General features: G+C 69.4%; 27 protein-coding genes. 18 read left to right on the top strand and 9 right to left on the bottom strand.

All coding sequences use genetic code 11. The features are described from left to right. The coding region (locus BFF76_RS09350) for an FUSC family protein (protein ID WP_065847962.1) at nucleotides 1–1,100 on the top strand (1,100 nt) is incomplete at its 5' end. A gap of 18 nt (nucleotides 1,101–1,118) precedes the next feature. Here the strand turns inward: BFF76_RS09350 and BFF76_RS09345 are convergent. The 5 genes from BFF76_RS09345 to BFF76_RS09325 all read right to left on the bottom strand — a co-directional run bounded on the left by BFF76_RS09345 (nucleotide 1,119) and on the right by BFF76_RS09325 (nucleotide 4,599). Further along, complete coding sequence (locus tag BFF76_RS09345) at nucleotides 1,119–1,343, bottom strand: CDGSH iron-sulfur domain-containing protein (protein WP_053928978.1); 225 nt, start codon at nucleotides 1,341–1,343, stop codon at nucleotides 1,119–1,121. Further along, entirely contained in the window at nucleotides 1,327–2,010 is a 684-nt protein-coding gene (locus BFF76_RS09340; RefSeq protein WP_031090145.1) for a HemK2/MTQ2 family protein methyltransferase, read from the bottom strand. The genes BFF76_RS09345 and BFF76_RS09340 overlap by 17 nt, the downstream gene beginning before the upstream one ends. A 49-nt stretch (nucleotides 2,011–2,059) precedes the next feature. After that, on the bottom strand, nucleotides 2,060–3,022 hold the full coding sequence (locus BFF76_RS09335; RefSeq protein WP_053928979.1) for an iron-containing redox enzyme family protein: 963 nt from the start codon (nucleotides 3,020–3,022) through the stop codon (nucleotides 2,060–2,062). A gap of 111 nt (nucleotides 3,023–3,133) precedes the next feature. Then, on the bottom strand, nucleotides 3,134–4,153 hold the full coding sequence (locus BFF76_RS09330; protein WP_053928980.1) for a PHP domain-containing protein: 1,020 nt from the start codon (nucleotides 4,151–4,153) through the stop codon (nucleotides 3,134–3,136). 2 nt (nucleotides 4,154–4,155) lie between these two features. Further along, complete coding sequence (locus BFF76_RS09325) at nucleotides 4,156–4,599, bottom strand: hypothetical protein (RefSeq protein WP_031090152.1); 444 nt, start codon at nucleotides 4,597–4,599, stop codon at nucleotides 4,156–4,158. A 136-nt stretch (nucleotides 4,600–4,735) separates the two neighbouring features. On the opposite strand from BFF76_RS09325, the gene BFF76_RS09320 reads away from it, so the two are divergent. The 12 genes from BFF76_RS09320 to BFF76_RS09270 all read left to right on the top strand — a co-directional run bounded on the left by BFF76_RS09320 (nucleotide 4,736) and on the right by BFF76_RS09270 (nucleotide 12,410). Then, nucleotides 4,736–5,068 carry a gas vesicle protein GvpO gene (locus BFF76_RS09320; protein ID WP_031090154.1) on the top strand — a complete coding sequence of 111 codons (333 nt, stop codon included), beginning with the start codon at nucleotides 4,736–4,738 and terminating at the stop codon, nucleotides 5,066–5,068. Nucleotides 5,069–5,114: 46 nt separating this feature from the next. Further along, the gene (locus BFF76_RS09315; protein ID WP_031090156.1) at nucleotides 5,115–5,564 is read left to right on the top strand and encodes a gas vesicle structural protein GvpA; all 450 of its coding nucleotides are present in this window, start codon (nucleotides 5,115–5,117) and stop codon (nucleotides 5,562–5,564) included. Nucleotides 5,565–5,567: 3 nt separating this feature from the next. Then, a complete protein-coding gene (locus BFF76_RS09310; RefSeq protein ID WP_031090158.1) occupies nucleotides 5,568–6,317 on the top strand; it encodes a GvpL/GvpF family gas vesicle protein in 750 nt (249 codons plus the stop codon). A 1-nt stretch (nucleotide 6,318) separates the two neighbouring features. Beyond that, complete coding sequence (locus tag BFF76_RS09305) at nucleotides 6,319–6,573, top strand: gas vesicle protein GvpG (RefSeq protein WP_031090160.1); 255 nt, start codon at nucleotides 6,319–6,321, stop codon at nucleotides 6,571–6,573. Between the two features lie 7 nt (nucleotides 6,574–6,580). Further along, entirely contained in the window at nucleotides 6,581–7,519 is a 939-nt protein-coding gene (locus BFF76_RS32665) for a histone protein (RefSeq protein WP_065847971.1), read from the top strand. A 6-nt stretch (nucleotides 7,520–7,525) separates the two neighbouring features. Next, nucleotides 7,526–8,620: an SRPBCC family protein gene (locus BFF76_RS09295; RefSeq protein ID WP_065847961.1), complete on the top strand. Its 1,095-nt coding sequence runs from the start codon at nucleotides 7,526–7,528 to the stop codon at nucleotides 8,618–8,620. Next, the gene (locus BFF76_RS09290; protein WP_031090164.1) at nucleotides 8,617–8,952 is read left to right on the top strand and encodes a gas vesicle protein; all 336 of its coding nucleotides are present in this window, start codon (nucleotides 8,617–8,619) and stop codon (nucleotides 8,950–8,952) included. The genes BFF76_RS09295 and BFF76_RS09290 overlap by 4 nt, the downstream gene beginning before the upstream one ends. Nucleotides 8,953–8,971: 19 nt before the next feature. Next, nucleotides 8,972–9,790, top strand: a complete 819-nt coding sequence (locus tag BFF76_RS09285; protein WP_053928982.1) for a GvpL/GvpF family gas vesicle protein — start codon at nucleotides 8,972–8,974, stop codon at nucleotides 9,788–9,790. 3 nt (nucleotides 9,791–9,793) lie between these two features. Beyond that, on the top strand, nucleotides 9,794–10,021 hold the full coding sequence (locus BFF76_RS09280; RefSeq protein ID WP_031090169.1) for a gas vesicle protein: 228 nt from the start codon (nucleotides 9,794–9,796) through the stop codon (nucleotides 10,019–10,021). Next, nucleotides 10,018–10,296 carry a gas vesicle protein K gene (locus BFF76_RS09275; protein WP_031090170.1) on the top strand — a complete coding sequence of 93 codons (279 nt, stop codon included), beginning with the start codon at nucleotides 10,018–10,020 and terminating at the stop codon, nucleotides 10,294–10,296. The genes BFF76_RS09280 and BFF76_RS09275 overlap by 4 nt, the downstream gene beginning before the upstream one ends. A 129-nt stretch (nucleotides 10,297–10,425) precedes the next feature. Beyond that, complete coding sequence (locus BFF76_RS32910) at nucleotides 10,426–10,581, top strand: DUF6131 family protein (RefSeq protein WP_167359481.1); 156 nt, start codon at nucleotides 10,426–10,428, stop codon at nucleotides 10,579–10,581. A gap of 143 nt (nucleotides 10,582–10,724) precedes the next feature. Next, on the top strand, nucleotides 10,725–12,410 hold the full coding sequence (locus BFF76_RS09270; protein WP_065847960.1) for an MFS transporter: 1,686 nt from the start codon (nucleotides 10,725–10,727) through the stop codon (nucleotides 12,408–12,410). 85 nt (nucleotides 12,411–12,495) lie between these two features. On the opposite strand, the gene BFF76_RS09265 is transcribed toward BFF76_RS09270, so the two are convergent. The 3 genes from BFF76_RS09265 to BFF76_RS09255 all read right to left on the bottom strand — a co-directional run bounded on the left by BFF76_RS09265 (nucleotide 12,496) and on the right by BFF76_RS09255 (nucleotide 17,379). Further along, complete coding sequence (locus tag BFF76_RS09265) at nucleotides 12,496–13,077, bottom strand: N-acetylmuramoyl-L-alanine amidase (protein WP_031090172.1); 582 nt, start codon at nucleotides 13,075–13,077, stop codon at nucleotides 12,496–12,498. 103 nt (nucleotides 13,078–13,180) lie between these two features. Next, the gene (locus tag BFF76_RS09260) at nucleotides 13,181–14,470 is read right to left on the bottom strand and encodes an SWIM zinc finger family protein (protein WP_065847959.1); all 1,290 of its coding nucleotides are present in this window, start codon (nucleotides 14,468–14,470) and stop codon (nucleotides 13,181–13,183) included. Further along, entirely contained in the window at nucleotides 14,467–17,379 is a 2,913-nt protein-coding gene (locus BFF76_RS09255; protein ID WP_065847958.1) for a DEAD/DEAH box helicase, read from the bottom strand. Before BFF76_RS09255 ends, BFF76_RS09260 begins: the two co-directional genes overlap by 4 nt. Nucleotides 17,380–17,637: 258 nt before the next feature. Here BFF76_RS09255 and BFF76_RS09250 point away from each other — a divergent pair, with 258 nt between their 5' ends. The 3 genes from BFF76_RS09250 to BFF76_RS09240 all read left to right on the top strand — a co-directional run bounded on the left by BFF76_RS09250 (nucleotide 17,638) and on the right by BFF76_RS09240 (nucleotide 19,519). Further along, a complete protein-coding gene (locus BFF76_RS09250; RefSeq protein WP_031090178.1) occupies nucleotides 17,638–18,702 on the top strand; it encodes a fatty acid desaturase family protein in 1,065 nt (354 codons plus the stop codon). Nucleotides 18,703–18,797: 95 nt separating this feature from the next. Next, nucleotides 18,798–18,980, top strand: a complete 183-nt coding sequence (locus BFF76_RS09245; protein WP_031090180.1) for a hypothetical protein — start codon at nucleotides 18,798–18,800, stop codon at nucleotides 18,978–18,980. Nucleotides 18,981–18,988: 8 nt separating this feature from the next. Beyond that, on the top strand, nucleotides 18,989–19,519 hold the full coding sequence (locus tag BFF76_RS09240) for an MOSC domain-containing protein (RefSeq protein ID WP_065847957.1): 531 nt from the start codon (nucleotides 18,989–18,991) through the stop codon (nucleotides 19,517–19,519). 49 nt (nucleotides 19,520–19,568) lie between these two features. On the opposite strand, the gene BFF76_RS09235 is transcribed toward BFF76_RS09240, so the two are convergent. After that, nucleotides 19,569–20,456, bottom strand: coding sequence for a hypothetical protein (locus BFF76_RS09235; protein WP_031090185.1), 888 nt, complete (start codon nucleotides 20,454–20,456; stop codon nucleotides 19,569–19,571). A 192-nt stretch (nucleotides 20,457–20,648) separates the two neighbouring features. Between BFF76_RS09235 and BFF76_RS09230 the strand changes: the two genes are divergently transcribed. Together BFF76_RS09230 and BFF76_RS09225 are read left to right on the top strand one after the other, a co-directional pair. Then, the gene (locus BFF76_RS09230) at nucleotides 20,649–21,554 is read left to right on the top strand and encodes an oxygenase MpaB family protein (protein WP_065847970.1); all 906 of its coding nucleotides are present in this window, start codon (nucleotides 20,649–20,651) and stop codon (nucleotides 21,552–21,554) included. Between the two features lie 338 nt (nucleotides 21,555–21,892). Continuing rightward, complete coding sequence (locus BFF76_RS09225; protein ID WP_053928988.1) at nucleotides 21,893–22,303, top strand: roadblock/LC7 domain-containing protein; 411 nt, start codon at nucleotides 21,893–21,895, stop codon at nucleotides 22,301–22,303. The last annotated feature ends 28 nt before the right edge of the window (nucleotides 22,304–22,331 follow it).

Here is a 22,331-nt window from a genome sequence, read left to right as displayed (position 1 = left end):
ATCCCGCCCCTCTCACCGCCCCCCTCACCGCCCTGCTCGTCGTTCAGGTGACGCTCTACGCCACGCTCACGACGGGGATCCGGCGAGTGAACGCCGTGGTCGTCGGGGTCCTCATCGCCAGCGGATTCAGCTCCCTGGTGGGTCTGAGCTGGTGGAGTCTGGGGCTGACCATCTTCACCTCACTGCTGATCGGACGCCTGGTACGGGTCAATGAGTTCGTGCCCGAGGTGGCCATCAGCGCGATGCTCGTACTCGGCGTCTCACAGGTCGCCGACACCGCCTGGGAGCGCGTGCTGGAGACGCTCATCGGCGCCGGGGTCGGCCTCCTCTTCAACCTCCTGCTGGCACCGCCCGTCTGGGTCGAGTCGGCGGGCGCCTCCATCGGCGGCCTGGGGGAGCGGATGGGAAAGATGCTCCGTGCCCTGGGCGAGGAGATCGGCGGCACCCACCCCGTGCGGGAGGCCGCCGCGCGACTGCACGAAGCCCGCCGCCTGGACCACGACATCGTCGAGGTCGACGCATCCCTGCGGCAGGCCGAGGAGAGCCTGATGCTCAACCCCCGCGTCAAGCAGGGGCTGCTCTACCGCGTCGTCCTGCGGACCGGGCTCGACACCCTGGAGATCTGCGCCGTGGTGCTGCGCGTCCTCACCCGCACGCTGACCGACCTCGCCAAGGCGCGTACCGAGGAGACGCTCTTCCCCGAGGACGTGGCCAGGGATCTGCGGGAACTGTTCGGGCACATGTCCGACGCCGTCGAGGGGTTCGCGATGATGATCACCACCCCGATGGCAGAGAGCGGCGAAGAGGCCGAGGAACGCCTGGCCGAAGCGCTCGCCCGCAGTCGCGTGACGCGTGACCGCGTGGCAGACCTGCTGCTCGAAGACGTCCAGGAACACCCGCGGCAGTGGCAGCTGCACGGCGCCCTGCTCGCGGAGATCGACCGCATCCTCGACGAACTGGACATCGACAAACGCACGGAGCGCCTGGCCGAAGAGCTGGACCGGCGCTCGGCGCAGGCCCACGAACGCCGGCCCCGGCTGCGGGAGGTGTCCCGGCGGCTGCGCGGCGCGACGCGGACACGACTTCGGGCCGGCGAATGACGAACGCCGGCCGGGACGTCAGTCCGCCGTGTCGTGACGTTCCCCTGGCCGCGCGCGGCGACGATGGCTGGTGTCGCACCACGGGTACATCCGGCTGCGCCGGCACATGCAGACCGCGACGACGAACCGGTCGGAGACGGCCACACTGCCGTCCGGGCCGGTGATTTCGACGGGCCCCTCGACCAGCAGGGGCCCGTCGTCGCCCAGAGTGATCCGGCAGGGGCGTTCAGGCTTGTTCGGCACGGATCACCACCAGCTCCTCCGCCGTCTCTCCTTCGTCCACCAGCCCCGTATCCCTGAGCCAGCGCAGTCTGGAGCGGAGCACGGGGCCGAGGGGTACGAGCGCACGGTCACTGACCCGCGCCCGCAGTCCGGCGTCCGAGAGGCGCCGCAGGGTGACGTCGCTGTCGCACAGGCCGGAGTGCACGAGGAGGAGACGGCCTCCGGGGCGCAGCGCCGCCGGGGCGGTCGCGCAGACCCGGTCGAGGATGGCTCGGCCGTCACACCCGGCCTCCCAGGCCCGCGCCGCACCGTGCCCGGGCAGCCGGCCCACGGGTGACGGCACGTAGGGCGGATTGCAGATCACCAGGTCGTAGGACCGGCCGGGCAGAGCCGCGAGGAGGTCGCTGCGCTGCACCGTGATGCGCCGACGGTGCAGCAGCGCGTTCAGCCGCGCGGTCACCACGGCCCGGCGCGCGATGTCCACGGCTGTCACACGGGCGCCCAGCTGTGCCGCGCGCAGAGCGAGCGCGCCGCTGCCCGTGCCGACGTCCAGTACCTCGGTGCCGGGGCCGACGGCCTCCCTGTTCAGCGCGGCCAACAGCAGGCGGGTGTCGTGCTGGGGCGCGTACACCCCGGGAAGTGTCATCAGGCGGGTGTTAGGTGTGTCCTCAGCCGTGTCTGCGGACATCTGCCACTCCATTCGTTGCCGGGCCGGCGCTGCGGATCAGGACGGGGGTTCAGGCCCGCCAGTCCGCCAGCAGCCGTTCTCCGAGCCGGTCCTCGAGAAACGAGGTGGCGATGATGCCGAAAGCGATGTCGGCCGCCAGTCCGGGTTCGTCGTCGAGCAGACCGCCGATGACGTCGCGGCGCACCACCTGCTCGTGCACCGCGTCGGCTTCGACGTGCTCCGTGTAGAAGTACTCCGCCGCGGGGCCCGCACCGGTGCGCTTCATGGCGTGGGCGAGTCGACGCGAAGCGGGGGAGGAGGTGATCTCGACGGCGGCGAAGTGCCCCACCAGCGCCCCGCGCAGCCTGCGGTGCAGGCCGAACAGCGACATCTGGTTGACGAGGGTCAGCATGGGTGCCGAGCCCTCGTCCAGATACCGGCCGTAGGCGGTGTCGAGGCCCAGATCGGCCATCAGGCCGGCGAACAGCTGGGCATGGACGCGGTCCGCGCGCCCGGCGCCGAACTCGTCGTACTCGATCGCCGCCATGCCTGCCTTGGCCCGTCCATGGAGCCGGGGCAGCACCCAGGCGTGCGGGTCGGCTTCCTTGAGGTGGTACAGCGAACGCTGCATCGCGTAGTCACGCAGGTGGCGCAGTTCGCCCCGGTCCTCGAGGAACCAGGAGACGCCGGATCCACGCACCGGCTCCAGAAGGAGGCCGTCCAGGACGTCGTCCAGGCTCGCGGTTACGGGGGCATCGTGTCGCAGAGCTGTGAGGAAACGTTCCTCCAGTGCGGCGCGTACCGCGAGCAGGGGCGGGTCCCACTCCAGCTCAGGGCGCACACCGTCGAATCCGCGATAGTGCAGCTCGTAGCACACGTAGAGGGCGAGCTGCAGATCGTCGCCGTAGGGGTCGGCACCCCCGGCGGCACCTGGATCCGGCGGGGCACCGTCGTCCCGCAGGTAACCGATCACCCCCGCGGAGAGCACTCCGCGCGGGCGCGGCAGGGAAGGGCCTGTGCGGCGAGGTGACATGATCTTCCTCCTGCCCCGATCTGCCCCGGAGTCACACGGACGACCGTGATCGACTGTACGCCGAACAGCCGCGACCGGCCTGTCCTCACCCGCGGCCCCCGGTCCGGTGCGCTACCCGCGGGCCTTCTCGTTCGTCCAGTCCAGGAGCTGTTCCACGGTCCAGGAGGTGACGACCCGCTCCACGGGCACCCCGCACTCCTCCGCACGCGAGCAACCGTAGAGCTGCCAGTCCAGCTGTCCCGGCGCGTGAGCGTCGGTGTCGATCGAGAGCAGAGCGCCCGACGCGACGGCCTGCCGGAGCAGGTCGCGCGGCGGATCGAGCCGCTCCGGACGGCAGTTGATCTCCACCGCCGTCCCGGCCTCGGCACACGCCGCGAACACCAGGCCGGCGTCGAACTCCGACTCGGGCCGCTTCTTTCCGCCCAGGAGCCGCCCTGTGCAGTGCCCCAGGATGTCCGCGTGCGGATTGCGTACGGCGGCGAGCATCCGCCGGGTCATCGCCACCGCGTCCATGCGCAGTTTCGAATGAACCGAGACGACCACGACGTCCAGTCGCTCCAGCACGTCCGGGTGTTGGTCGAGCGATCCGTCTTCGAGAATGTCGCACTCGATCCCGGTGAGCAGACGGAAGGGTGCCCACCGCTCGTTGAGGCCCGCCACGACGGACAACTGGTCGAGGAGGCGCTCGGTCGAGAGACCGTTGGCCACGGTCAGCCTGGGTGAGTGATCCGTGAGCACCGCCCACTCGTGGCCCAGTTCGATCGCTGTCCGGCCCATCTCCGCGATCGGGCTGCCTCCGTCGGACCAGTCCGAGTGCATATGGCAGTCACCGCGGAGGGCGGCGAGGAGTGCTTCACCGCCCTGGACCAACGGTGCCGACGCCTCTTCCTCCAGCGCTTCGAGGTAGCCGGGCGTCGCGCCCTCCACCGCTTCACGGATCACCTTGGCGGTCTTCGGACCGATGCCGCGCACCCTCTCCAGCGAACCGTGCTCCACCCGCTCGGCGACCTCCGCCGCGTCCATGGCACCGATCGCGTCCGCCGCCGTCCGGAATGCCTTCACCCGGTACGTGGCCGCCTGGGAGCGTTCCAACAGGAACGCGATGCGCCGCAGGGCGTCCGCCGCATCCATGGTCAGGGCCTCGCGGTGTGGTCGGGGTGCCCGTGCGTACGGCGGGCTTCCTTCATCTCCGCCTCGTAGACGTGGCGCCGCCCGCCCACAAGCTCCCGGCGCACCTGCTCCTCGACCGCGAGGAACGGCCGGTAGTACGCGTCGTCGTACGCCTCGACCAGCTGGAAGGTCCAGCAGCCGGGGACGACGTTGCGGCCCAGGATCTCCCGCTCCACCAGGTCGGCCTGCTCCGCGTGCCCACCCATTCGGAGCAACTCGACCGCCCGGTCGAGCGTCAGATCCGCACCGCCGGTGAGCTGGTGGAACCCGTAGAGCTGCCCCCGGGCGCGCTCCACCTTCTCCAGCGCCTCCGTCAGCGCCCCGAGCGCCTCGACGGTCGTGTCACCCGTCCCGGGGGGCCGTACGTGCTCTTCATCGGGCCCGCTGGGGCCAGGGCTCTCACTCATGCCTACGACTGTGACGCGTCCCGCCCGAGGCGTCCCGCCGGAACGCCGAAAGGGTGAGCGCCCCGCCGGCGTCCCGCCCGGCCCGAAGCCCGGACGCCGAGATGCGCCGGAACCGATCCTGATGAGACTGAGTTCCATGGCAGAGAATCGTCGCGCCCGATCCGGGCACACAGCGAAAACGGCAGCGAAAACGGCATCCCCCCGCTCCTCGTCCCGTCGCGGCCCCGAGCACGCTGCACGTGCTGCCTGCGAGAGCTTGGAAAGACTGATCTGCCACGCCGCGGAGGGGGTGTCGGCGGTGCGGCGGAAGGACGACGGATGGTGCGTCGTCGTCGACGTACTCGAAGTCCCCCGCATCCCGGACACCACGAGCCTGCTCGCCTCCTACGAGGTGCAGATCGATGACCGGGGCGAACTCATGGAGTACAGCAGAGTCCGCCGCTACCGGCGTGGCTCGGCCGACGAATGACCCCGTCCTGCCTCCCGTTTCGCCTCTCATCCGGAAGGACCCCCCCATGACCACGACCATGTACGCCGACGAAGTCGCCCCGTGCCCGCCCAGGGCCGGCACGCTCTACGACGTTCTGGAACTCATCCTTGACCGGGGCATGGTCATCGACGTGTTCATCCGGGTGTCACTGGTCGGCATCGAGATCCTCAAGATAGACGCGCGCATCGTCGTCGCGAGTGTGGACACCTACCTGCGCTTCGCCGAGGCGTGCAACCGGCTCGACCTGGAGCGCGACTCGGGCAGCACCACCATCCCCGAACTGCTCGGCGGAGGCGCCGCCAAGTCGATCGGCAAGCGCAAGGTGCGCAAGGCGGCCGAGTCCGTCGGTGACACCGTGCGCAAAGCGGTGGGGAGCGGCGACGACGAGGACGAGGACGAGCAGGAAGAGCGGCCGAAGAAGCGCCGGGCACCCGCACGCGACGGGGCGAGCCGACGCCGACGTGCGGAGGCCTGAGCCGTGACCGAGAACGGCGTGTATGTCTATGCGTTCATCCCGGAGGGTGAGGTGCTCTCCGCCGACGCGGTCGGCGTGGGCAGTCCTCCGGCCCCGCTGCGGCTGGTGGGCGAGGGGCGCGTCATCGCAGTCGTGAGCGACGCGCCACCGCAACTGCGCGCCAGGCGCCGGGATCTGATGGCGCACCAGGAAGTGCTCCTCCGTCTGTCGGACAGCGGTCCAGTGCTGCCCATGCGGTTCGGGGCGATCGCACCCGACGAGGAGTCGGTGCGTGCCCAGCTGTCCGGATCGCAGGCGGAACTCCTCGCCACGCTGAGCCATCTGGAGGGCGCCGTCGAGATCAACCTCAAGGCGCTCCCCGCACAGAACGCCCTCGCGGCCGTCATCGCCGAGGAGAAGAACGTGCGACGGCTGCGCGCGGCAGTCCGCAGGCGCCCCGACTACGAAGCGAATGTCAGACTCGGCGAGGCCGTGGCCACCGCTCTCTCACGCAGGGCGGCCGACGCCGGGAAGAAGGTTCTCCACAAGCTCACGCCCATGGCCCGTGCGGTGGTCCCCGGGCCGGAGGTCCACGGCTGCGCCCTCAACGTGTCGTTCCTCGTCGACCGGAGCGAGAGCGACACCTTCCGGGCGACGGCCCAGCGGTTCGCCGACGCGCATCGCGAACGCGTCGAGCTCCGCGTAGCGGGGCCGCTGCCCTGCTACAGCTTCGTCTCCTCCCAAAACCTCCGGACACCGGTCGCGGGAGGCTGAGATGGGACTGTTCACCGGTCTCCTGCTGCTGCCACTAGCCCCGGTCCGCGGCGTCGCCTGGGTTGCGGAGAAGGTCAACGACGTCGCCGACCGCGAACTCCACGACCCTGGCGTGATCCGGGCTCAGCTCGCCGCACTGAACCAGGAGCTCGAGGACGGCAACGTCAGCCTGGAGGAGTTCGAACGGGAAGAGGAGGAGCTGCTCGACCGGCTCCATGCCGGACGAGTCCGCCCCGCGCCGAACCATCGAAGGTGACTCACTCATGGAAGATCAGACAAAGGTGACGCTCGCAGCAGCTGTGGTGGGCGGATACGTACTCGGCAGGACGAAGAAGGGCCGCCTGGCCATCTCCGTCGCGACCTATCTCGCAGGCAGGCGCTTCGGCCTGGAACCGCGCCAGCTCGCCGCCGAAGGCATGCGCCGGTTGGGCGAGATGCCGCAGTTCGCGGAATTGCAGGACCAGTTGAAGGGTGAGGTTCTCGATTCCGGCAGGAAGGCGCTGACGGCTGCGGCGGACCGGGGTATGAATTCCCTCGCGGATGCCATCAGTGGCCGGACCGCGCGGCTGGGGGAGTCTGACGAGCAGGACGAAGAGGACGAAGAATCCGAGGACTACGAGGGCGAGTACGACGAGGACGAGCCCGAGTACGAAGACGAGGAGGAGGAGCCGGAGGAAGAGGAAGAGCCGGAGGAAGAGGAAGAGCCGGAGGAAGAGGAGGAGCCGGAGGAAGAGGAAGAGCCGGAGGAGGAGGAAGAGCCGGAGGAGGAGGAAGAGCCGGAGGAGGACGAGGGGGAAGAGGAGGAGCCGGAGCCGAGCGCTCGCCGGGGCAGGGACTCCGGGGCCAAGGCCGGCCAGAAGGCGGCGGCGAGCAAGCGGCCTGCTGCGAAGAAGGCTGCCGCTAAGAAAACCACTGCGAAGAAGAGCGCTGCGAAGAAAGCAGCACCGGCTAAGAAGGCGGCACCGTCCAAGAAGGCGTCGGCTAAGAAGGCAGCGCCGGCGAAGAAGGCCCCGGCGAAGAAGGCACCGGCCAAGAAGTCCGCTGCCAAGAAGTCGGCACCTGCGAAGAAGTCCGCAGCAGGTAAGCCACCTGCCAAGAAGTCGGCTCAGGCAAAGAAGTCGTCGGCCAAGAAGAGCGCTTCAGCCAAGAAGACGACGTCATCTAAGCGAGCCGCGTCCCAACGCGGCGGACGACGGAGGTAGGCAGCCATGGCCAGGACGGAAAAGGACGAACCCGAGACGAAGAGCTCGGGCATGGACCGCCTGCGCGAGGAGCTATCGGGTTTTGTCGGCGCACAGACCGAGAAGCTCGCGCAGAAGGCCGGAGACAAGCTGACCGGGCTCACCGGGCAGCTTACCGACATCGCCGACAACGGCGGTTCGCTGCCGTCGATCGCATCCCGCGTCATGCAGGGCGAATCTCCGGTGAAGGCATTCGTCTCGGAAAAAGCCGGGAACGTAAAGGACAAGGTCGTGGACAAGGCCAAGGAAGCGTTCGGGGGCGGGAAGGGCAAGAGCAAGCCCGGCGGAGGCAAGTCCATGAACATCATCGAGGTCCTCGATGTGGGGGTGCCTCTGCGGGACGCGTACGACTACTGGACGCAGTACGACCAGTTCAGCAGTTTCACGAAGGGCGTGCAGAGCGTATCGATGGACGAGGAGATGTCGAGCGACTGGAAAGTCAAGATCGGTCCCTCCTCGCGCAGCTTCAAGGCAACGGTCCAGGAGCAGGTGCCCGACGACCGCATCGTGTGGACGTCCGAGGGAGCCAAGGGATCCACTCGTGGCTGTGTCAGCTTCCACGAACTGGCGCCGAGCCTCACCCGGATCGTTCTGGTTGTGGAGTACTACCCCTCGGGGTTCTTCGAGAAGACGGGCAATCTGTGGCGAGTGCAGGGCCGCCGCATGCGACTCGACTTCAAGCTCTTCCAGAAGTACGTCACACTCACCGACGAGGAGCCCGAGGGCTGGCGCGGTGAAATTCGTGACGGGGAAGTAGTCGTGTCTCACGAAGAGGCCATGGAGAACGAGGAAGCCGAGGAAGGCGAGGAGCCCGAAGACTCCGAGAACGAGGAGGAGCCGGAGGGCGAGGGCGAGGAGCCCGAAGACGACGAAGAGTACGACGAGGACGAAGAGGAACCCGAAGGCGAGGAAGAAGAGGACGAATACGAGGAGGAGGAACCCGAGGACGAGGACGAGGGAGAAGGCGAGGGTGAAGAGGAAGAGGAAGAGGAAGAGGAGGAGGAGGAGGAGGAAGAAGAACAACCCGCTCCCCGGAAGCGTGGGCGGAGGGCGTCACGGTGACTGATCTGGACGTCGGGCGGGAGGCGTACCCCATCCCGGGTCCGCAGAACACCAACCTCGCGGACATCCTCGAACGTGTCCTCGACAAGGGCATCGTCATCGCGGGTGACATCAAGATCGACCTACTCGACATCGAGCTTCTGACCATCCGGCTCCGCCTGTTCGTCGCATCCGTGGATACCGCGAAGAAGGCCGGAATCGACTGGTGGGAAACCGATCCAGCGCTGAGTTCACGGGCCGCGCGCGACTCTCTCCTGGATGAGAACCGTGAACTGCGCGAGCGCCTGGAAGCGCTCGAGTCGAAGACGGACGATACGTCGGACGACCGATGAGCAAGGAGAATCGAGCCACATGACGGAGCGGGGACCCGAACAGACGGCGGACGAGAGCGCCCTGTACGTATTCGCGGTGTGCAACGCACCCGATCCGGCGGTATTCGTCCGCCTGCCGGGTGTCGCGGTGGAAACACAGCTGCGCCCACTGCGGTTCGGTGGGCTGACCGCGATCGTTCAGACCGTCCGGGCGGCTGACTTCACGGACGAGGCGTGGCAGACCAGGATGTCCGACCGGGACGAGCTCGAACGCTACGCACGGGCGCACCACGACGTCGTGTCGGCAGCTGCCGCTTCGTGCCCCACTGTTCCCCTTCCCCTGGCCACTCTCTACCACGGCGAGGAGCGTGCCCGGCGGGCACTCCTCGACGAGACCGAGCGCTTCCGCGCTGCCCTGGAGCGCACGGCGGGCCACTGCGAGTGGGGGGTGAAGGTCTACGCTCCAGAATCCCCGCCGCCGGACCAGGGCCACCTCCCTTCCCGGGAGGAGGCGCCGGCCGCACGCTCGCGCCCGGCACCCGGAGCCGGCCTCGCCTATCTGGAGCGCAAGCGAGGAGTGCAGGCACAGCGTGAACGGCGGCACGAGGACGCCCTCAGGGTCGCCGAGACGGTGGATGCCGCGTTCCAGTGCATCGCCGCCTCAGGACGCAGGCTGCGGCTGCACGCCCCCGAGCCGGCAGGGCAGGGCCGCGTACAGGTACTCAACGCGACCTACCTGGTGGCGGAGCACCAGGCGGCAGAACTCGACGCACTCACCCGGACACTGCGGGACGCGACCGGAGCCCGGATCGAAGTTTCCGGGCCCTGGGTGCCGTACTCCTTCGTCGGCGAGGTATGAGGCATGCAACGCGAAGTGGTGCCCTGGGACAACCCCGAACCCCTGACCGGCCCCATCGGCGTGCCGCTCGTCGACCTGCTCGACCGACTGCTGGCGACGGGCGTGGTGATCAGCGGTGACCTCGTGATCGCGATCGCGGACGTCCCGCTCGTGCGGCTGTCACTCCACGCCCTCCTCTCGTCCGTCAATGAACGCGTTCCGGCCCCCTGGGCGGACGGAGGCCCACTGTGACCAACCAGCGACTCGACATCGACTCCGACCAGCTGGGGCAGGATCTCGTGGCGCTCGTGCTGACCGTGGTGGAACTGCTGCGTCAGCTCATGGAACGGCAGGCCATCCGCCGTATCGATCAGGGGGACCTCACCGACGGTCAGGTGGACGAGATCGGGACCACGCTCATGCTGCTCGACCAGCGGATGGCGGAACTCTGCGAGCAGCACGGGGTGCGTCCTGAGGACCTCAACCTGGACCTCGGCCCGCTGGGGACTCTGCTGCCACGTGATTGACGGGGGCCTGGGACGGGTCTCTGTGGCGGCGGACCGGACCAGAGGGTCTCTGGGCACGGAGCCAATCAGGGCATATCCTCACTTATGTGCTTCCTCTTCATGTGAGGAGCGCTGCGATCGGAGGCAGCCATGATCATCATCGGAGCCATCCTTCTCATCCTCGGCCTGGTGACGGGCCTGGGAGTACTTTGGACCATCGGGATCATCCTGCTCGTGATCGGGCTCGCTCTCTGGCTCCTCGGGGCAGTGGGTCACGCGGTCGGGGGCCGACGCCACTACTGGTAGTCCCTGGCGGTCCCGCGCAGGGCATGTCCGGGGTGCCGTCCTCGCCCTTGCCGTGTGATCGATTGGCGGCCCCGTCCGGTCCGTCCTAACGTCGATGAGTGAACGTTTTCGTTCACTCATCGACTCGTACGGCACACAGAGCCATGACCGGATCCCGAGCGAAGTCCGCGCCCATTGCCGAAACTCCGGAGCGGGGCCACGGCAAGGGCATAGCGCTGCTCATCATCGCCTCGTGCCAGTTGATGGTGGTTCTCGACATCACCATCGTGAACATCGCACTGCCGCACATCCAGACCTCGCTGGGCTTCTCGACCGAGAGTCTGTCGTGGGTCATCAACGCCTACACCCTGACCTTCGGCGGGCTGCTTCTGCTCGGAGGGCGACTGGGAGACATTCTCGGACGCCGCAGGGTCTTCGTCTTCGGCGTGCTGCTCTTCGTGCTGGCCTCCCTGCTGGGCGGCCTCTCGCAGGAATCCTGGCAACTGCTCGCAGCACGGGCGCTGCAGGGCGTCGGCGGCGCGATCGCCTCACCTACGGCACTCTCGCTCATCACCACGACCTTCCGGGAAGGACCCGAGCGGAACCGGGCGTTCGGCGTGTTCGCCGCTGTGTCCGCCGGCGGCAGCGCGATCGGCCTGCTCGCCGGCGGCTTGCTGGTCGAGTGGCTCGACTGGCGCTGGGTCCTCTTCGTCAACGTACCGATCGGGCTGCTCATCGCTCTCATGACGCCTCGGTACATCAAGGAATCAGAACGCCATGCCGGCCACTTCGACCTCCTCGGGGCGCTCACCTCCACGCTCGGCATGGTGCTGCTCGTCTACGGTTTCATCAGGGCTTCCGAGGACGGCTGGACCGACGCCCTGACCATCGGGGCCTTCGCGGGCGCCGTGGTCTTCCTTCTGGTCTTCCTGGCCGTCGAGCGCCGGTCGAGGCAGCCCATCACACCCCTGCACATGTTCCGTGACCGTAATCGCGCCGGCGCTTACGGAATGATGCTGAGCCTGGCCGCTGCGATGTTCGGCATGTTCTTCTTCCTGACCCTCTTCGTGCAGAACATCCTCGACTTCAGCCCGTTGCGGGCCGGGCTGGCCTTCCTGCCGATCAGCGTGATCATCGCGATCAGTGCGGGACTCGCCTCGCAACTTCTGCCCAGATGGGGCCCCAAGCCCTTCATGGTGGTGGGCGCGATCCTGGCGGCGGCGGGGCTCGGCTGGCTCACGCTGACCGATGTCCACAGCACCTATCTGGGCAGCATCCTCGGGCCCATCCTGGTCTTCGGCTTCGGCATGGGCATGCAGTTCGTTTCCCTGACGCTGATGGCGGTCTCGGGTGTCGCACCCCGCGAAGCGGGAGCCGCATCCGGGGTCCTCAACGCCACCCAGCAGGTCGGTGGTTCGCTGGGGCTGTCCATCCTGGTGACCGTGTTCGGTACGGCGAGTCGCAACGAGGCCACGGACCAGATACCGCGCTTTCTCGCCGAGGCGACCCCGGCGCAGCAGTTGGAGTTCCGCAGGACGGGAGAGCTCCCCCCGCCGTGGGGCGACCAGGTGCTGGCCTCGGGTGTCTCCAGCGCGTTCGTCGCCGCCGCTGTCTTCTCCGTCGTGGCCGCCCTCATCGCACTGCTGATCATCCAGGTCCGGTCCTCCGACCTGGAGCGCCTGCGGGGCGGCGGAGCCGTGGGGCCACCAACCACCGAGGGGGAGGGTGGCCCCGAGGGAGCGGCGGCCGGAGGCGCACCGGAGACGGGCCACCGTGCCGACGATGCGCGGGACGACGGAGACCCGACACGGAAACGCGGTGGGGGGGCTGGGTCCCCTCCACCCGGATAGGTGATGCCGTTTCCCGGCAGGTTCCCCGGGGGCGCAGGACAGGTCCGGTGAACCACATCCGGAGTTGCGCGCCGTCGGGACGGCCTCAGACGAGGTTGACGAGGCGGATGTAGCGCACCCAGTCCCAGTTGACCCCGGGGTCGGTGTGGTCGCTGCCCGGCACCTCATGGTGGCCGATGATGTGCGCACGGTCCTTGGTCAGGCCGTACCGGTCGCAGATGTCCGCCGTGAGCCTCGCCGACCGCTCATACATCGTGTGGGTGAAGTACGAGGGCTGGTCCACCCACCCCTCGTGCTCGATGCCGATGCTGCTGGTGTTGTAGTCCCAGTTCCCCGCGTGCCAGGCGATGTTCCTCTCCCGCACGCACTGGGCCACCAAGCCGTCGCCCGAGCGCACCACGTAATGGGCGGACACCTGTTTCGCCGGATTCTGAAAAATGCCGATCGTCTCGGTGAACGTCTGCTGGGCGACATGGATGATGACCCGGTCGACCGGGTACGCCGAAGGGCGACTCGACACGGTGTAGTTGGACGTTGATGCCGGGGACCACTGTGCCCCCGGGTAGTCCGTGTCCGCCGCGGGGGCGGCCACGGCACGGACAGATGCCGGAAGGAGCGCCGCGGCTGCCGTGAGCGCGGCGCCCTGAAGAATCCGTCTGCGCTGCATCAGCACTCCTGAGGGTGGGAGAGGGCCCGTCTACGGCACAACACGCCTTGCCCGACCGTACGGTTCCGCCCGGGCGAAGACAGCTGTGACGGGTGCCGGCTGCTCAGGAACCGGACAGCACGCCGGCCAGGGCCGATGCCGGATCGTCCTCCGCAGGCCCGGCCGGCACCCATCGGCCCCGCTCCTTGGCGTACGGCCACCATCGTCCGTCCCGCCCGTACCGCAGCTGCGCACCTGAACCGACCACGGTCCAGCGGTTGTCGGCGGCCCGAAGATACGGACCGTCGCCCTCCTCCCAGGCTTCTGCGATCTGTGCACGGGCACGGGCGAGGCCGTCCGGGCCGGGCAGCCACTCCTCCTCACACACCGCCAGCGCGGCCGTCCCGCCGAACCGCCAGGCCCGTACGGCGGTCTCGAGACCGGTCGGCCCGCGGCCGGCCGCCGCTCCGAGGCGTGCCGCGAGACGGGTGCCGGCCCGGCCGTCGGAAGCCAGCCGCACGGCGTCCTGTTCCGGTGTCAGCGCGGCTGCCGGAGGCCGCCGTTCGTGACCCGGCGCGAGTGCCTCCGCCAGCATCGCGTACGCCCTTACGGCGCTGTCCGCCGCCAGGAACTCCAGAGCCGAAGGATCGATACCCGGGGCAGGGCCGGTCTCCGTGCCCAGCGACGGTGAAAGGCCCGGCTGCGCGGGCATGGGCGGGGGAGGGGGCAGCGCAGGCAGTATGCCCCGCGCCGCGTACGCCTCATCGGCCCGTACCCCCCGCGCCGGCTTGTCCGTCCGGTCCTCCGCGGGCCCGTCGTCGTCCGGTCCACGGGCGGCCCGGGCGGCGCTGCGCATCTGCAACTCGTCGAGCAGCCGCCGCTCGTCGCGCCCCCGCAACAGCAGCAGCACGAACGGATCCTGGTCGAGCAGCCGGGCAACCTGATAGCAGAGGGCGCCCGAATGCGGACAGTGGTCCCAGGCCTCGCAGCTGCACTCCGGCTCCAGGTCGCCGATGCCCGGCAACAGATCGAGGCCGGCGGCGGCCGCGTCCTCCACCAGGTGCGGTGGCATCTCACGGTCCAGGAGGGCGGCGATGTGCCCGGACCGCTCGGACGCCATGTCCAGAAAGCGGTCCCACTCCTCCTCGCTCAGCTCCTGGAGCAGTACATCACTGCGGTAGGCCGTCGAGTCGCGGTCCTGTACGACCGCAGTCAGCCGGCCCGGCCGGACGGACACAGCGCCGACCCTCCCCTCTCTGGCCAGCCTCCGCCCCGCCTTCAGCTGCTGACCGTCCAGCGCCGTGTCCTCCAGCGCCTTCAGCCAGGCCCGACCCCACCAGGACGAGGCGAAGCCGCGGCCCTGTGAGGGGGGCAGCGCGGCAAACGTACGCTCCGGCTCGTGGCTCTCGTTCATCGTGCGCCCCCTCGCAGCTCGACCAGCTCGGCCAGCTCCGCATCGCTCAGTTCCGTCAGCGCGGCCTCACCACTGCCGAGCACCGCGTCCGCGAGCCCTTGCTTCCGGGCCAGCATGGCAGCGATCCTGTCCTCGACGGTGCCCTCGGCGATCAGCCGGTGCACCTGCACCGGCTGGGTCTGCCCGATCCGGTAAGCGCGGTCGGTGGCCTGCGCCTCCACGGCCGGATTCCACCAGCGGTCGAAGTGCACGACATGACCGGCCCGGGTGAGGTTGAGCCCCGTCCCCGCGGCCTTGAGCGACAGCAGGAACACCGGTGCCTCACCCGCCTGGAAGCGGTTCACCATCGTCTCCCGCGCGGCGACCGGGGTACCGCCGTGCAGGAACTGGGTGAGGATCCCGCGCGCCGCCAGATGCTGCTCCAGCAGCCGCGCCATCTGCACGTACTGGGTGAACACCAGCACGCTCGCACCCTCGGCGAGGATCGTGTCGAGCAGCTCGTCCAGCAGCTCCACCTTGCCCGAACGGTCCACGATCCGCGGCCGTTCCTCCTTGAGGTACTGCGCAGGGTGGTTGCAGATCTGCTTGAGCGCCGTCAGCAGTTTCATGACCAGCCCGCGGCGTGCGAAACCGTCCGCACCGGCGATCGCGTCGAGCGTCTCACGTACCACGGCCTCGTACAGACCGGTCTGCTCCGCGGTGAGTGACACGGCGCGGTCCGTCTCCGTCTTCGGGGGCAGCTCGGGTGCGATGCCTGGGTCGGACTTGCGGCGACGCAGGAGGAACGGGCGTACCAGGGAGGCGAGCCGCTCGGCCGCGGCGGGGTCGTTGCCGCCCTCCACCGCGCTCGCGTAGCGGGTACGGAACGTGCCGAGGCGGCCCAGCAGACCGGGGGTCGTCCAGTCGAGAATCGCCCACAGCTCGGAGAGGTTGTTCTCCACCGGGGTTCCGGTGAGGGCGATGCGGGCCCGTCCGCCGATGGTGCGGAGCTGCTTTGCGGTCGCCGAGTGCGGGTTCTTGACGTGCTGCGCCTCGTCGGCGACGACCATGCCCCAGGAGCCCTGAGCCAGCCGTGCCGAGTCGAGACGCATCGTGCCGTAGGTGGTGAGGACGAACTCGCCGTCCGCCAGGCCCTCCAACGAGCGAGACCCGCCGTGAAAGCGGCGTACGGGGGTGCCTGGGGCGAACCTCTCGATCTCCCGCTGCCAGTTGCCCATGAGGGAGGTGGGACATACCACGAGTGTGGGGCCCGCAGCCGGTTCGATGCCCTGCCGGTGCAGATGGAGCGCGATCAGCGTGATCGTCTTGCCGAGTCCCATGTCGTCGGCGAGGCAGCAGCCGAGGCCCAGCGAGGTCATGGTGTGCAGCCAGTCCAGGCCACGCAGCTGGTAGTCGCGCAGACTCGCGTCGAGCGCCTCCGGCTGTCCGACCGTCCGGCGGTTCCCCGACTCGGGGTCGGCGATCCTCTCGCGCAGCTGCTCGAGCCAGCCCGTCGCGGCCACTTCGACCCGTTGGCCGTCGACGTCGGTGGTCCCGGTCAGCACGGCCCCCAGTGCGTCGATGGGGGCAACCTTGCGGTCCCGGGTCTCCCGGGCGCGCCGGGCGTCCTCCGGGTCGATGAGAACCCACTGGTCACGCAGTCTGGCCAGCGGTCTGCGTGCCTCGGCCAGACCGTCGAGCTCCGCCCTGCTCAGCTTCGTGTCGCCCAGCGCGAACCGCCAGTCGAATGCGAGCAGCGCGTCGGCCGACAGAAAGGACGGCGTGTCCGTCCCGGACCGTGCGGCCGGTCCCGTGTCGTCCTCCTGCGGGCCGATCACCGCTCGCGCGGTGAGCTTCCTCGCCAGCTCCTTGGGCCAGTGCACCTCGACACCCGTTGCCGCGAGGTTGCCCGCCGCCGGGCCCAGCAGTTCCGCGATCTCTTCGTCGGCGGGCTCCACCGCGTCCGGAACCGCGGCCGACAGAAGGGGTGCCAGCGGGGGCCAGGCGCGGGCGGCGCGCCGCAGAGCGAGCAGGGCGTCCATCCGGGCGCGCGGGCCGAAGAGCGACGCCGCGGGGGAGCGGTCGGCCCATACGTCCGCCGCGTCGGCGACCTGGGCGGGGTCCTGGACGCTGTGGATCTGCAGGACCGCGCGGAACGAGGGCGAGCGGTCGGCGTCACCCCCGGTATCCTCAGCGCGCGCCGCGTCGGCGAGCCCCGAGACCTCGATGCGCAGCGAGAGCCGTACGCCGGCATCATGGCCGGCCGCCACGTCGGCCGCCCACGGACGCAGCCCGGGCAGATGCTGTGCGGCCGGGGCGGCGAACGCCGGTGCTCCCGTCACGAATTCGGCCGCCGGTGTGCGTGGAATCGCGTCAACCACCGCGTCGAGGAATGATCGCAGCAGCGCCTCCGGCTCTGCGAGCAGCACGGGATCGGCTGTCAGATCGAGCGGCACAGCGTGGGCGTCGGGAGGCATGGAGGCCGCCAGTACCCGGATTTGTTCGAGATCCTCCGCGGTCAGCGGGCCGGCACGCCAGGCATCGCGGTCCGAGGGACTCAGCCCGGGCAGCAGCCGTCCGCGCGCCACGAGTTGGAGCGCGAGCAGACCGGCCGCACCCCAGAACGCGGCGGACGGGGAGACATGTGCGTCAGCTGACGAGGGGGAGGCATGGGCGGCCGCCCGCGCCCGTGTCAGGATCGGCAGTGCGTCCCGCACGGGCACCATCAACGCCGGGACCAGGCAAGGGCGGACGTCGCTCCCGACGACCGTCAGCTCCGCCGGACTCCCTGGATCGCCAGGAGGGGTGCTACCGTCCGCATTCCAGAACGCGATCAGGCCGGTACGGGCCGGATCCGCGGGGAGGAAGACTGCGGAGCAGCGGGACAGTTCAGAGATCTCGTTGAGCGTTGCCGCAGGGAGCCTGTGCACAGCGATGTCAGATTCCTCAAATTTGACTAGTGAGCCCGGGGTCGCCGAGGGTACTCCATCCACGGCCCGTTCCGGGAGAAATGCACAGTGACCCACCTCACGCATTTCTGCCTTCTGAAGCTTGGGGTGCAGCCCGCACCACCGCCGGACACGGGGGATTCCCCCCGCACGGCCGGGGTGATGGCGCCATGGCTGCCGCAGGCCCGCCCTCCGTACGTTTGACGAGGTCAGCGCAGATGCCCAGAAACCGGAGACGTCATGCCCCAGGCGGCAGCAGCCACCGTTGCGCAGCACACCCGCGACGGATCGGAGATTCCGGAGAGCCCTCAGGCCCCCGGCAGTGATTTCGCACCGCTCCTGAAGGCCGTCAGGGGGCAGGGTCTCCTGGAGCGGCGCACAGGCTGGTACGCGGCGGGGATGGCCGCCAACCTGGTCGCTCTCGGGGTCGTGGTCACCGGCATGGTGCTCCTCGGTGACACCTGGTGGAACGTTCTTCTCGCCCTGCCGCTGGCCGTCCTGTGGACCCGCACGGCCTTCTTCGGTCACGACGCCGGCCACGCCCAGATAACCGGCGACCGCAAGGCCGGCCGGATCGTCGGCTTCGTGCACGCCAACCTCCTCCTCGGCATGAACGAGGCGTGGTGGAACGACAAGCACGTGCGCCACCACGCCAACCCGAACCACATAGACAAGGACCCCGACGTCGGTGTCGGAGCCCTGGTGTGGACCCAGAAGCAGGCCGCTCAGCGCGAGGGTTTCGCCCGCTGGCTCACCCGGAACCAGGCGCGGCTCTTCTTCCCGATGCTGCTCCTCGAAGGCATCGCCCTGAAGATCTACGGCTTCCAGTTCCTGCGGCGCCAGCCCGTCCGTGAGCGCGCGCTGTCCGGTCTTCTGCTGACCTGCCATCTCGCGCTGTACGCCACCCTGCTCCTGACCGTCATGTCCCCGGGCAAGGCTGTTGTTTTCGCCCTCGTGCACCACGCGCTGTTCGGTCTCCACCTGGGCATGGCCTTCGCCCCGAACCACAAGGGCATGGAGATGCCCGACCCCGACGGCGACCGCTGGGGGCATCTGCAGCGCCAGGTGCTCACCTCACGCAACGTGCGGGGCGCCGTCCTCACCGACTGGCTCCTCGGCGGCCTCAACTACCAGATAGAACACCACCTCTTCCCGAGCATGCCCCGGCCCCACCTCAGGCTGGCACAGCCTCTGGTGAAGGCGCACTGCGCATCGATCGGTATGCCGTACGCGGAGACTGGCCTCGTAGAGTCCTACCGGCAGGCTCTGCAGCACATGCACGAGGTCGGCGAGCCCCTCCGGTAGACACCGCCGGGCCGGTGCCTCGCGGGCGGAACCGTCAGGGGCGCACAAGCGTTCTCTCACCAGGAGCGGCTCCGGCCGCGGAGGAGGCGTGGATCATGTCGAACGGTGCAAAGATCGCCATCGGGGGAGTCGTCGCGGCAGTCGTCCTGATTCCGTTCATCGGATTCTGGTGGTCGCTGCTGGTCCTCATCGGCGTACCCACGCTGGGGTACCTGATGCTCGACCCGTCGCAGAGGCGCAGGCTCCGCAGGATCCGTCGTAAGGAGATAGGGCGCTGAACAGCATCGTGGCGGCGGTCAGCAGCAACGAGGGATACGCCTTCACCAAGCCCGGCAAGGACAGCGTCACGCTCCTGGCCGGACTCGGTGTGGAGGGCGACGTGCACGCCGGTGTCACGGTGAAGCACCGCTCCCGGGTCGCCCAGGACCCGACGCAGCCCAATCTGCGTCAGGTCCACCTCATGCACCAGGAGCTCTTCGCCGAGCTCAAGGACGCGGGGTTCGAGGTCGGTCCGGGCGATCTCGGGGAGAACATCACCACCAGCGGGATCGACCTTCTCGCGCTCCCTGTGGGCACCCTGCTCCGCCTCGGCGACGAGGCGGTCGTCGAGGTGACCGGTCTGCGAAACCCGTGCCTGCAGATCGACGCATTCCAGGAAGGGCTCCTCCGGCAGGTCGTCTGCCGCGCGGACGACGGCACCATCGTCCGAAAGGCCGGGATCATGGGCGTCGTCACGACGCGCGGAGTCGTACGGCCCGGTGACGCTGTCGAGGCCGAACTGCCGGCCGGACCACACCGCCCACTGGAGCGCGTGTAGTACGCACGGGCTGTACCGGCCAGGCCCTGATCCCGCGCGACGCGCGGGATCAGGCCGGTCGGGCGGCCAGTTCGTCGAGCGACTTCAGCAGCCCCGGCAGTTCGGGTCCGCGGCCGACCGGAATGATCTCGCCCGGCTCGTCGTCCAGCAGGACGAACGCGATGTCATCGGTCCTGGCCACCAGGGACCAGCCGGGGCCGTCGACCCGCAGGGTGCGGGCCCCGTCCGGAGCGAACGCGGAGCGGATCCGGCCGGGCGGGGGCGGGGAGCCGACATACGCCAGGGCCGCTTCGAGCGCCTTGCGTACGCCGGAGTGCTGCCCGGGTCCGCCGGGCGCCGCCCGACTTCCGTCCTCGTCGTCCGGGCTTACGTCGTTCTGGCCTTCGCCGTCCTCCGTGGGCTCCGCGGAGCTCCCGAACGCGGTCTCGTCGTCGATCTGATCGCGCCACGCCGCCCACTGCAGGGCGATCTCGTCCGCCCCGAGGCGCCGTTGAGGCGGCCCCCAGACCTCGGTGTCCGGCGGCCTCAGGGGAGCCGGACCCCCGCCGTCCGGGTCCGGCGACGGATCGTGCGGCTCGGGTACACCGGGTGCGGAGACCGCCAGTGCCAGCGGCCATCCCGGGAGCGCACAGACCACCGAGCGGTCGTCGGGGGAGAGGTCGTACTCCATCCCGCAGTCCCACGAGGCGATGGCCACCGCCACCGACGAGACGTCCTCCACGACCACCGTCCAGCGTGCACCCCCGCTGTCCTGGCCGAGTACGAGTCCGTACCCCTCGGCGTACGGCTCCAGCCCGAGCGTGGCGCACGCGGCCACGTAGTCGTCACCGAGCACGCTGGGGAACTGCGCGGGGGTCAGCAGCACCGCGGTCAGCACAAACAGCGCGTCGTCGTCGGCGACCGTCTCGTCCGTCGCAGCCACAGCACCCACCCTCATCCCTGATCGCTTGGTCCGTCGGCGCACCCTAACTACTCGGTAACCCTGCCGTCGAGGCCCTGACAAGCGACAACGGACACGTACCCGGAGGAGACGGCCGGCCGCCGCGGCGCACCACGGCGCGCCGTGTGTCGTGGTGCCGGCCTGTCCGGCACCCGTAGGCTGGTGACTCCGGCCGACCAGGGGGACATCATGGTGAAGCGGTACGCGCGCCTGAAGCAGATCCGGCGTCTGGACCCGGAGCGGGACTTCCTGGAGATCTACCGGCTCACCGTCTCGTACGAATTCCCCTGGGACATCACCCGCGCTCTCGAACTCGCCCTGTTTCGCACGTACGCCGTGCCCAGCATCGGCCGGCTGCTCGCGGAGACAGGAGAACTGACGGAACGTTCACAGAAGAGGTACGACGACACCGCACTTCTTCTCGACACCGTCGTCGAGCACGGCTTCGACAGCGAGGCAGGTCGTACAGCCGTCAGGCGGATCAACCGGATGCACCGTAGTTACGACATCAGCAACGACGACATGCGTTATGTGCTGTGCACATTCGTCGTCACCCCCAAGCGCTGGCTCGACACGTACGGCTGGCGCAAGCTGTCCGGTCACGAACTGCGTGCCTTCGCGGCGTACTACCGCACCCTCGGCGCCCGCATGGGCATCCAGGACGTCCCGCAGACGTACGAGGACTTCGAGCGCGCCCTGGACTCCTACGAGGACGAGCACTTCGGCTGGGACGAGGGCGCACGCAGGGTGTCCGACGCCACCCTCGCCCTCATGGGCTCCTGGCATCCGCGTCCGTTCGCACCCTTGGTGCGCAAGGCCGGCCTGGCGCTGCTCGACGACTCACTGCTGCGGACGTTCCGCTACGAGCGACCGGGGCCCGTCGCCCGGGGAGTGACCCGTGGCGCCCTGCGGCTGAGGGCGCGCGCGGTCCGCCTCCTGCCGCCGCGCTCCGCACCCCACTACGCCCGCCAGAACCCTGAGATCAAGGGCTACCCGGACGGATACGCGGTGGCCCGGCTCGGTACCTTCCCCACTCCGGGCGTGCGCGGCTGCCCCGTGCCGCACGGACGGCACTCGGACGCACCGGCCGAGTGAGCGGGGCCGCCCCCTGAAGCCGCGGCAGCTCATGCGGTCCGGAGGAGTGCGGCCTTCGGTGGCTGAACTGCCAGCGGACGCATGTTTGCGCGTAGGTGTGGTGCGGGTGCTTCCCGGAGACCTGCCGAAGCCGGTTGTGTCCGGGCGCGCCAGGCCCGTTCCGCTGACGCGGCTGCCCGCCGAGCGCATCACGGAGCGCTCGGGGCGCCCGTCCTCGGCGGCTTGTGGACCGTGGCGGGAAGCGACGCCCCCGGAGTGGGCAGGCGCTTGCCCGCAGGGGAGCCGTGCGCAAGGCTTGCGCAAAACGTGGGGAACGGACGAACGGGGAGGACGAGCACATGGCGCTGGACCGGGGACTTGACTGGCTTCTCGATGATCTCACCAGCCGGGTGGAGCACATTCAGCACGCGCTGGTGCTGTCGAACGACGGGCTGGTGACCGGGGCGAGCACAGACCTGGCCCGGGAGGATGCTGAGCACCTCGCGGCGGTCTCGTCCGGGCTGCAGAGCCTGGCCCGCGGGTCGGGCCGTCACTTCGGGGCGGGAAAAGCACGCCAGACCATGGTGGAGTTCGATGAGGCGCTGCTCTTCGTGACGGCGGCGGGGGACGGCAGCTGCCTCTGCGTGCTGACCACCGCCGAAGCCGATGTCGGTCAGGTCGCCTACGAGATGACCCTGATGGTCAACCGGGTGGGTGAGCACCTCGGCGTGACGGCGCGGCAGGGCGTCGAGAGCATCGACCGCCTCTGACCCGCACGACCCCATGACGTCCTCTGCT

The organism is Streptomyces mutomycini (assembly GCF_001700505.1).
Lineage (GTDB): Bacteria > Actinomycetota > Actinomycetes > Streptomycetales > Streptomycetaceae > Streptomyces > Streptomyces mutomycini.
This window is presented reverse-complemented; position numbering and strand designations above follow the sequence as displayed.

What these genes read in the sequence shown, in the direction of transcription:
- BFF76_RS09265 (WP_031090172.1), bottom strand. Translation starts at nt 13,077, where the DNA reads ATGCAGCGCAGACGGATTCTTCAGGGCGCCGCGCTCACGGCAGCCGCG.
- BFF76_RS09285 (WP_053928982.1), top strand. Translation starts at nt 8,972, where the DNA reads ATGACGGAGCGGGGACCCGAACAGACGGCGGACGAGAGCGCCCTGTAC.
- BFF76_RS09250 (WP_031090178.1), top strand. Translation starts at nt 17,638, where the DNA reads ATGCCCCAGGCGGCAGCAGCCACCGTTGCGCAGCACACCCGCGACGGA.
- BFF76_RS09230 (WP_065847970.1), top strand. Translation starts at nt 20,649, where the DNA reads ATGGTGAAGCGGTACGCGCGCCTGAAGCAGATCCGGCGTCTGGACCCG.
- BFF76_RS09295 (WP_065847961.1), top strand. Translation starts at nt 7,526, where the DNA reads ATGGCCAGGACGGAAAAGGACGAACCCGAGACGAAGAGCTCGGGCATG.
- BFF76_RS09335 (WP_053928979.1), bottom strand. Translation starts at nt 3,022, where the DNA reads ATGTCACCTCGCCGCACAGGCCCTTCCCTGCCGCGCCCGCGCGGAGTG.
- BFF76_RS09325 (WP_031090152.1), bottom strand. Translation starts at nt 4,599, where the DNA reads ATGAGTGAGAGCCCTGGCCCCAGCGGGCCCGATGAAGAGCACGTACGG.
- BFF76_RS09330 (WP_053928980.1), bottom strand. Translation starts at nt 4,153, where the DNA reads ATGGATGCGGCGGACGCCCTGCGGCGCATCGCGTTCCTGTTGGAACGC.
- BFF76_RS09260 (WP_065847959.1), bottom strand. Translation starts at nt 14,470, where the DNA reads ATGAACGAGAGCCACGAGCCGGAGCGTACGTTTGCCGCGCTGCCCCCC.
- BFF76_RS09320 (WP_031090154.1), top strand. Translation starts at nt 4,736, where the DNA reads ATGGCAGAGAATCGTCGCGCCCGATCCGGGCACACAGCGAAAACGGCA.
- BFF76_RS09340 (WP_031090145.1), bottom strand. Translation starts at nt 2,010, where the DNA reads ATGTCCGCAGACACGGCTGAGGACACACCTAACACCCGCCTGATGACA.
- BFF76_RS32665 (WP_065847971.1), top strand. Translation starts at nt 6,581, where the DNA reads ATGGAAGATCAGACAAAGGTGACGCTCGCAGCAGCTGTGGTGGGCGGA.
- BFF76_RS09225 (WP_053928988.1), top strand. Translation starts at nt 21,893, where the DNA reads ATGGCGCTGGACCGGGGACTTGACTGGCTTCTCGATGATCTCACCAGC.
- BFF76_RS09235 (WP_031090185.1), bottom strand. Translation starts at nt 20,456, where the DNA reads ATGAGGGTGGGTGCTGTGGCTGCGACGGACGAGACGGTCGCCGACGAC.
- BFF76_RS09305 (WP_031090160.1), top strand. Translation starts at nt 6,319, where the DNA reads ATGGGACTGTTCACCGGTCTCCTGCTGCTGCCACTAGCCCCGGTCCGC.
- BFF76_RS09245 (WP_031090180.1), top strand. Translation starts at nt 18,798, where the DNA reads ATGTCGAACGGTGCAAAGATCGCCATCGGGGGAGTCGTCGCGGCAGTC.
- BFF76_RS09270 (WP_065847960.1), top strand. Translation starts at nt 10,725, where the DNA reads ATGACCGGATCCCGAGCGAAGTCCGCGCCCATTGCCGAAACTCCGGAG.
- BFF76_RS32910 (WP_167359481.1), top strand. Translation starts at nt 10,426, where the DNA reads ATGATCATCATCGGAGCCATCCTTCTCATCCTCGGCCTGGTGACGGGC.
- BFF76_RS09280 (WP_031090169.1), top strand. Translation starts at nt 9,794, where the DNA reads ATGCAACGCGAAGTGGTGCCCTGGGACAACCCCGAACCCCTGACCGGC.
- BFF76_RS09315 (WP_031090156.1), top strand. Translation starts at nt 5,115, where the DNA reads ATGACCACGACCATGTACGCCGACGAAGTCGCCCCGTGCCCGCCCAGG.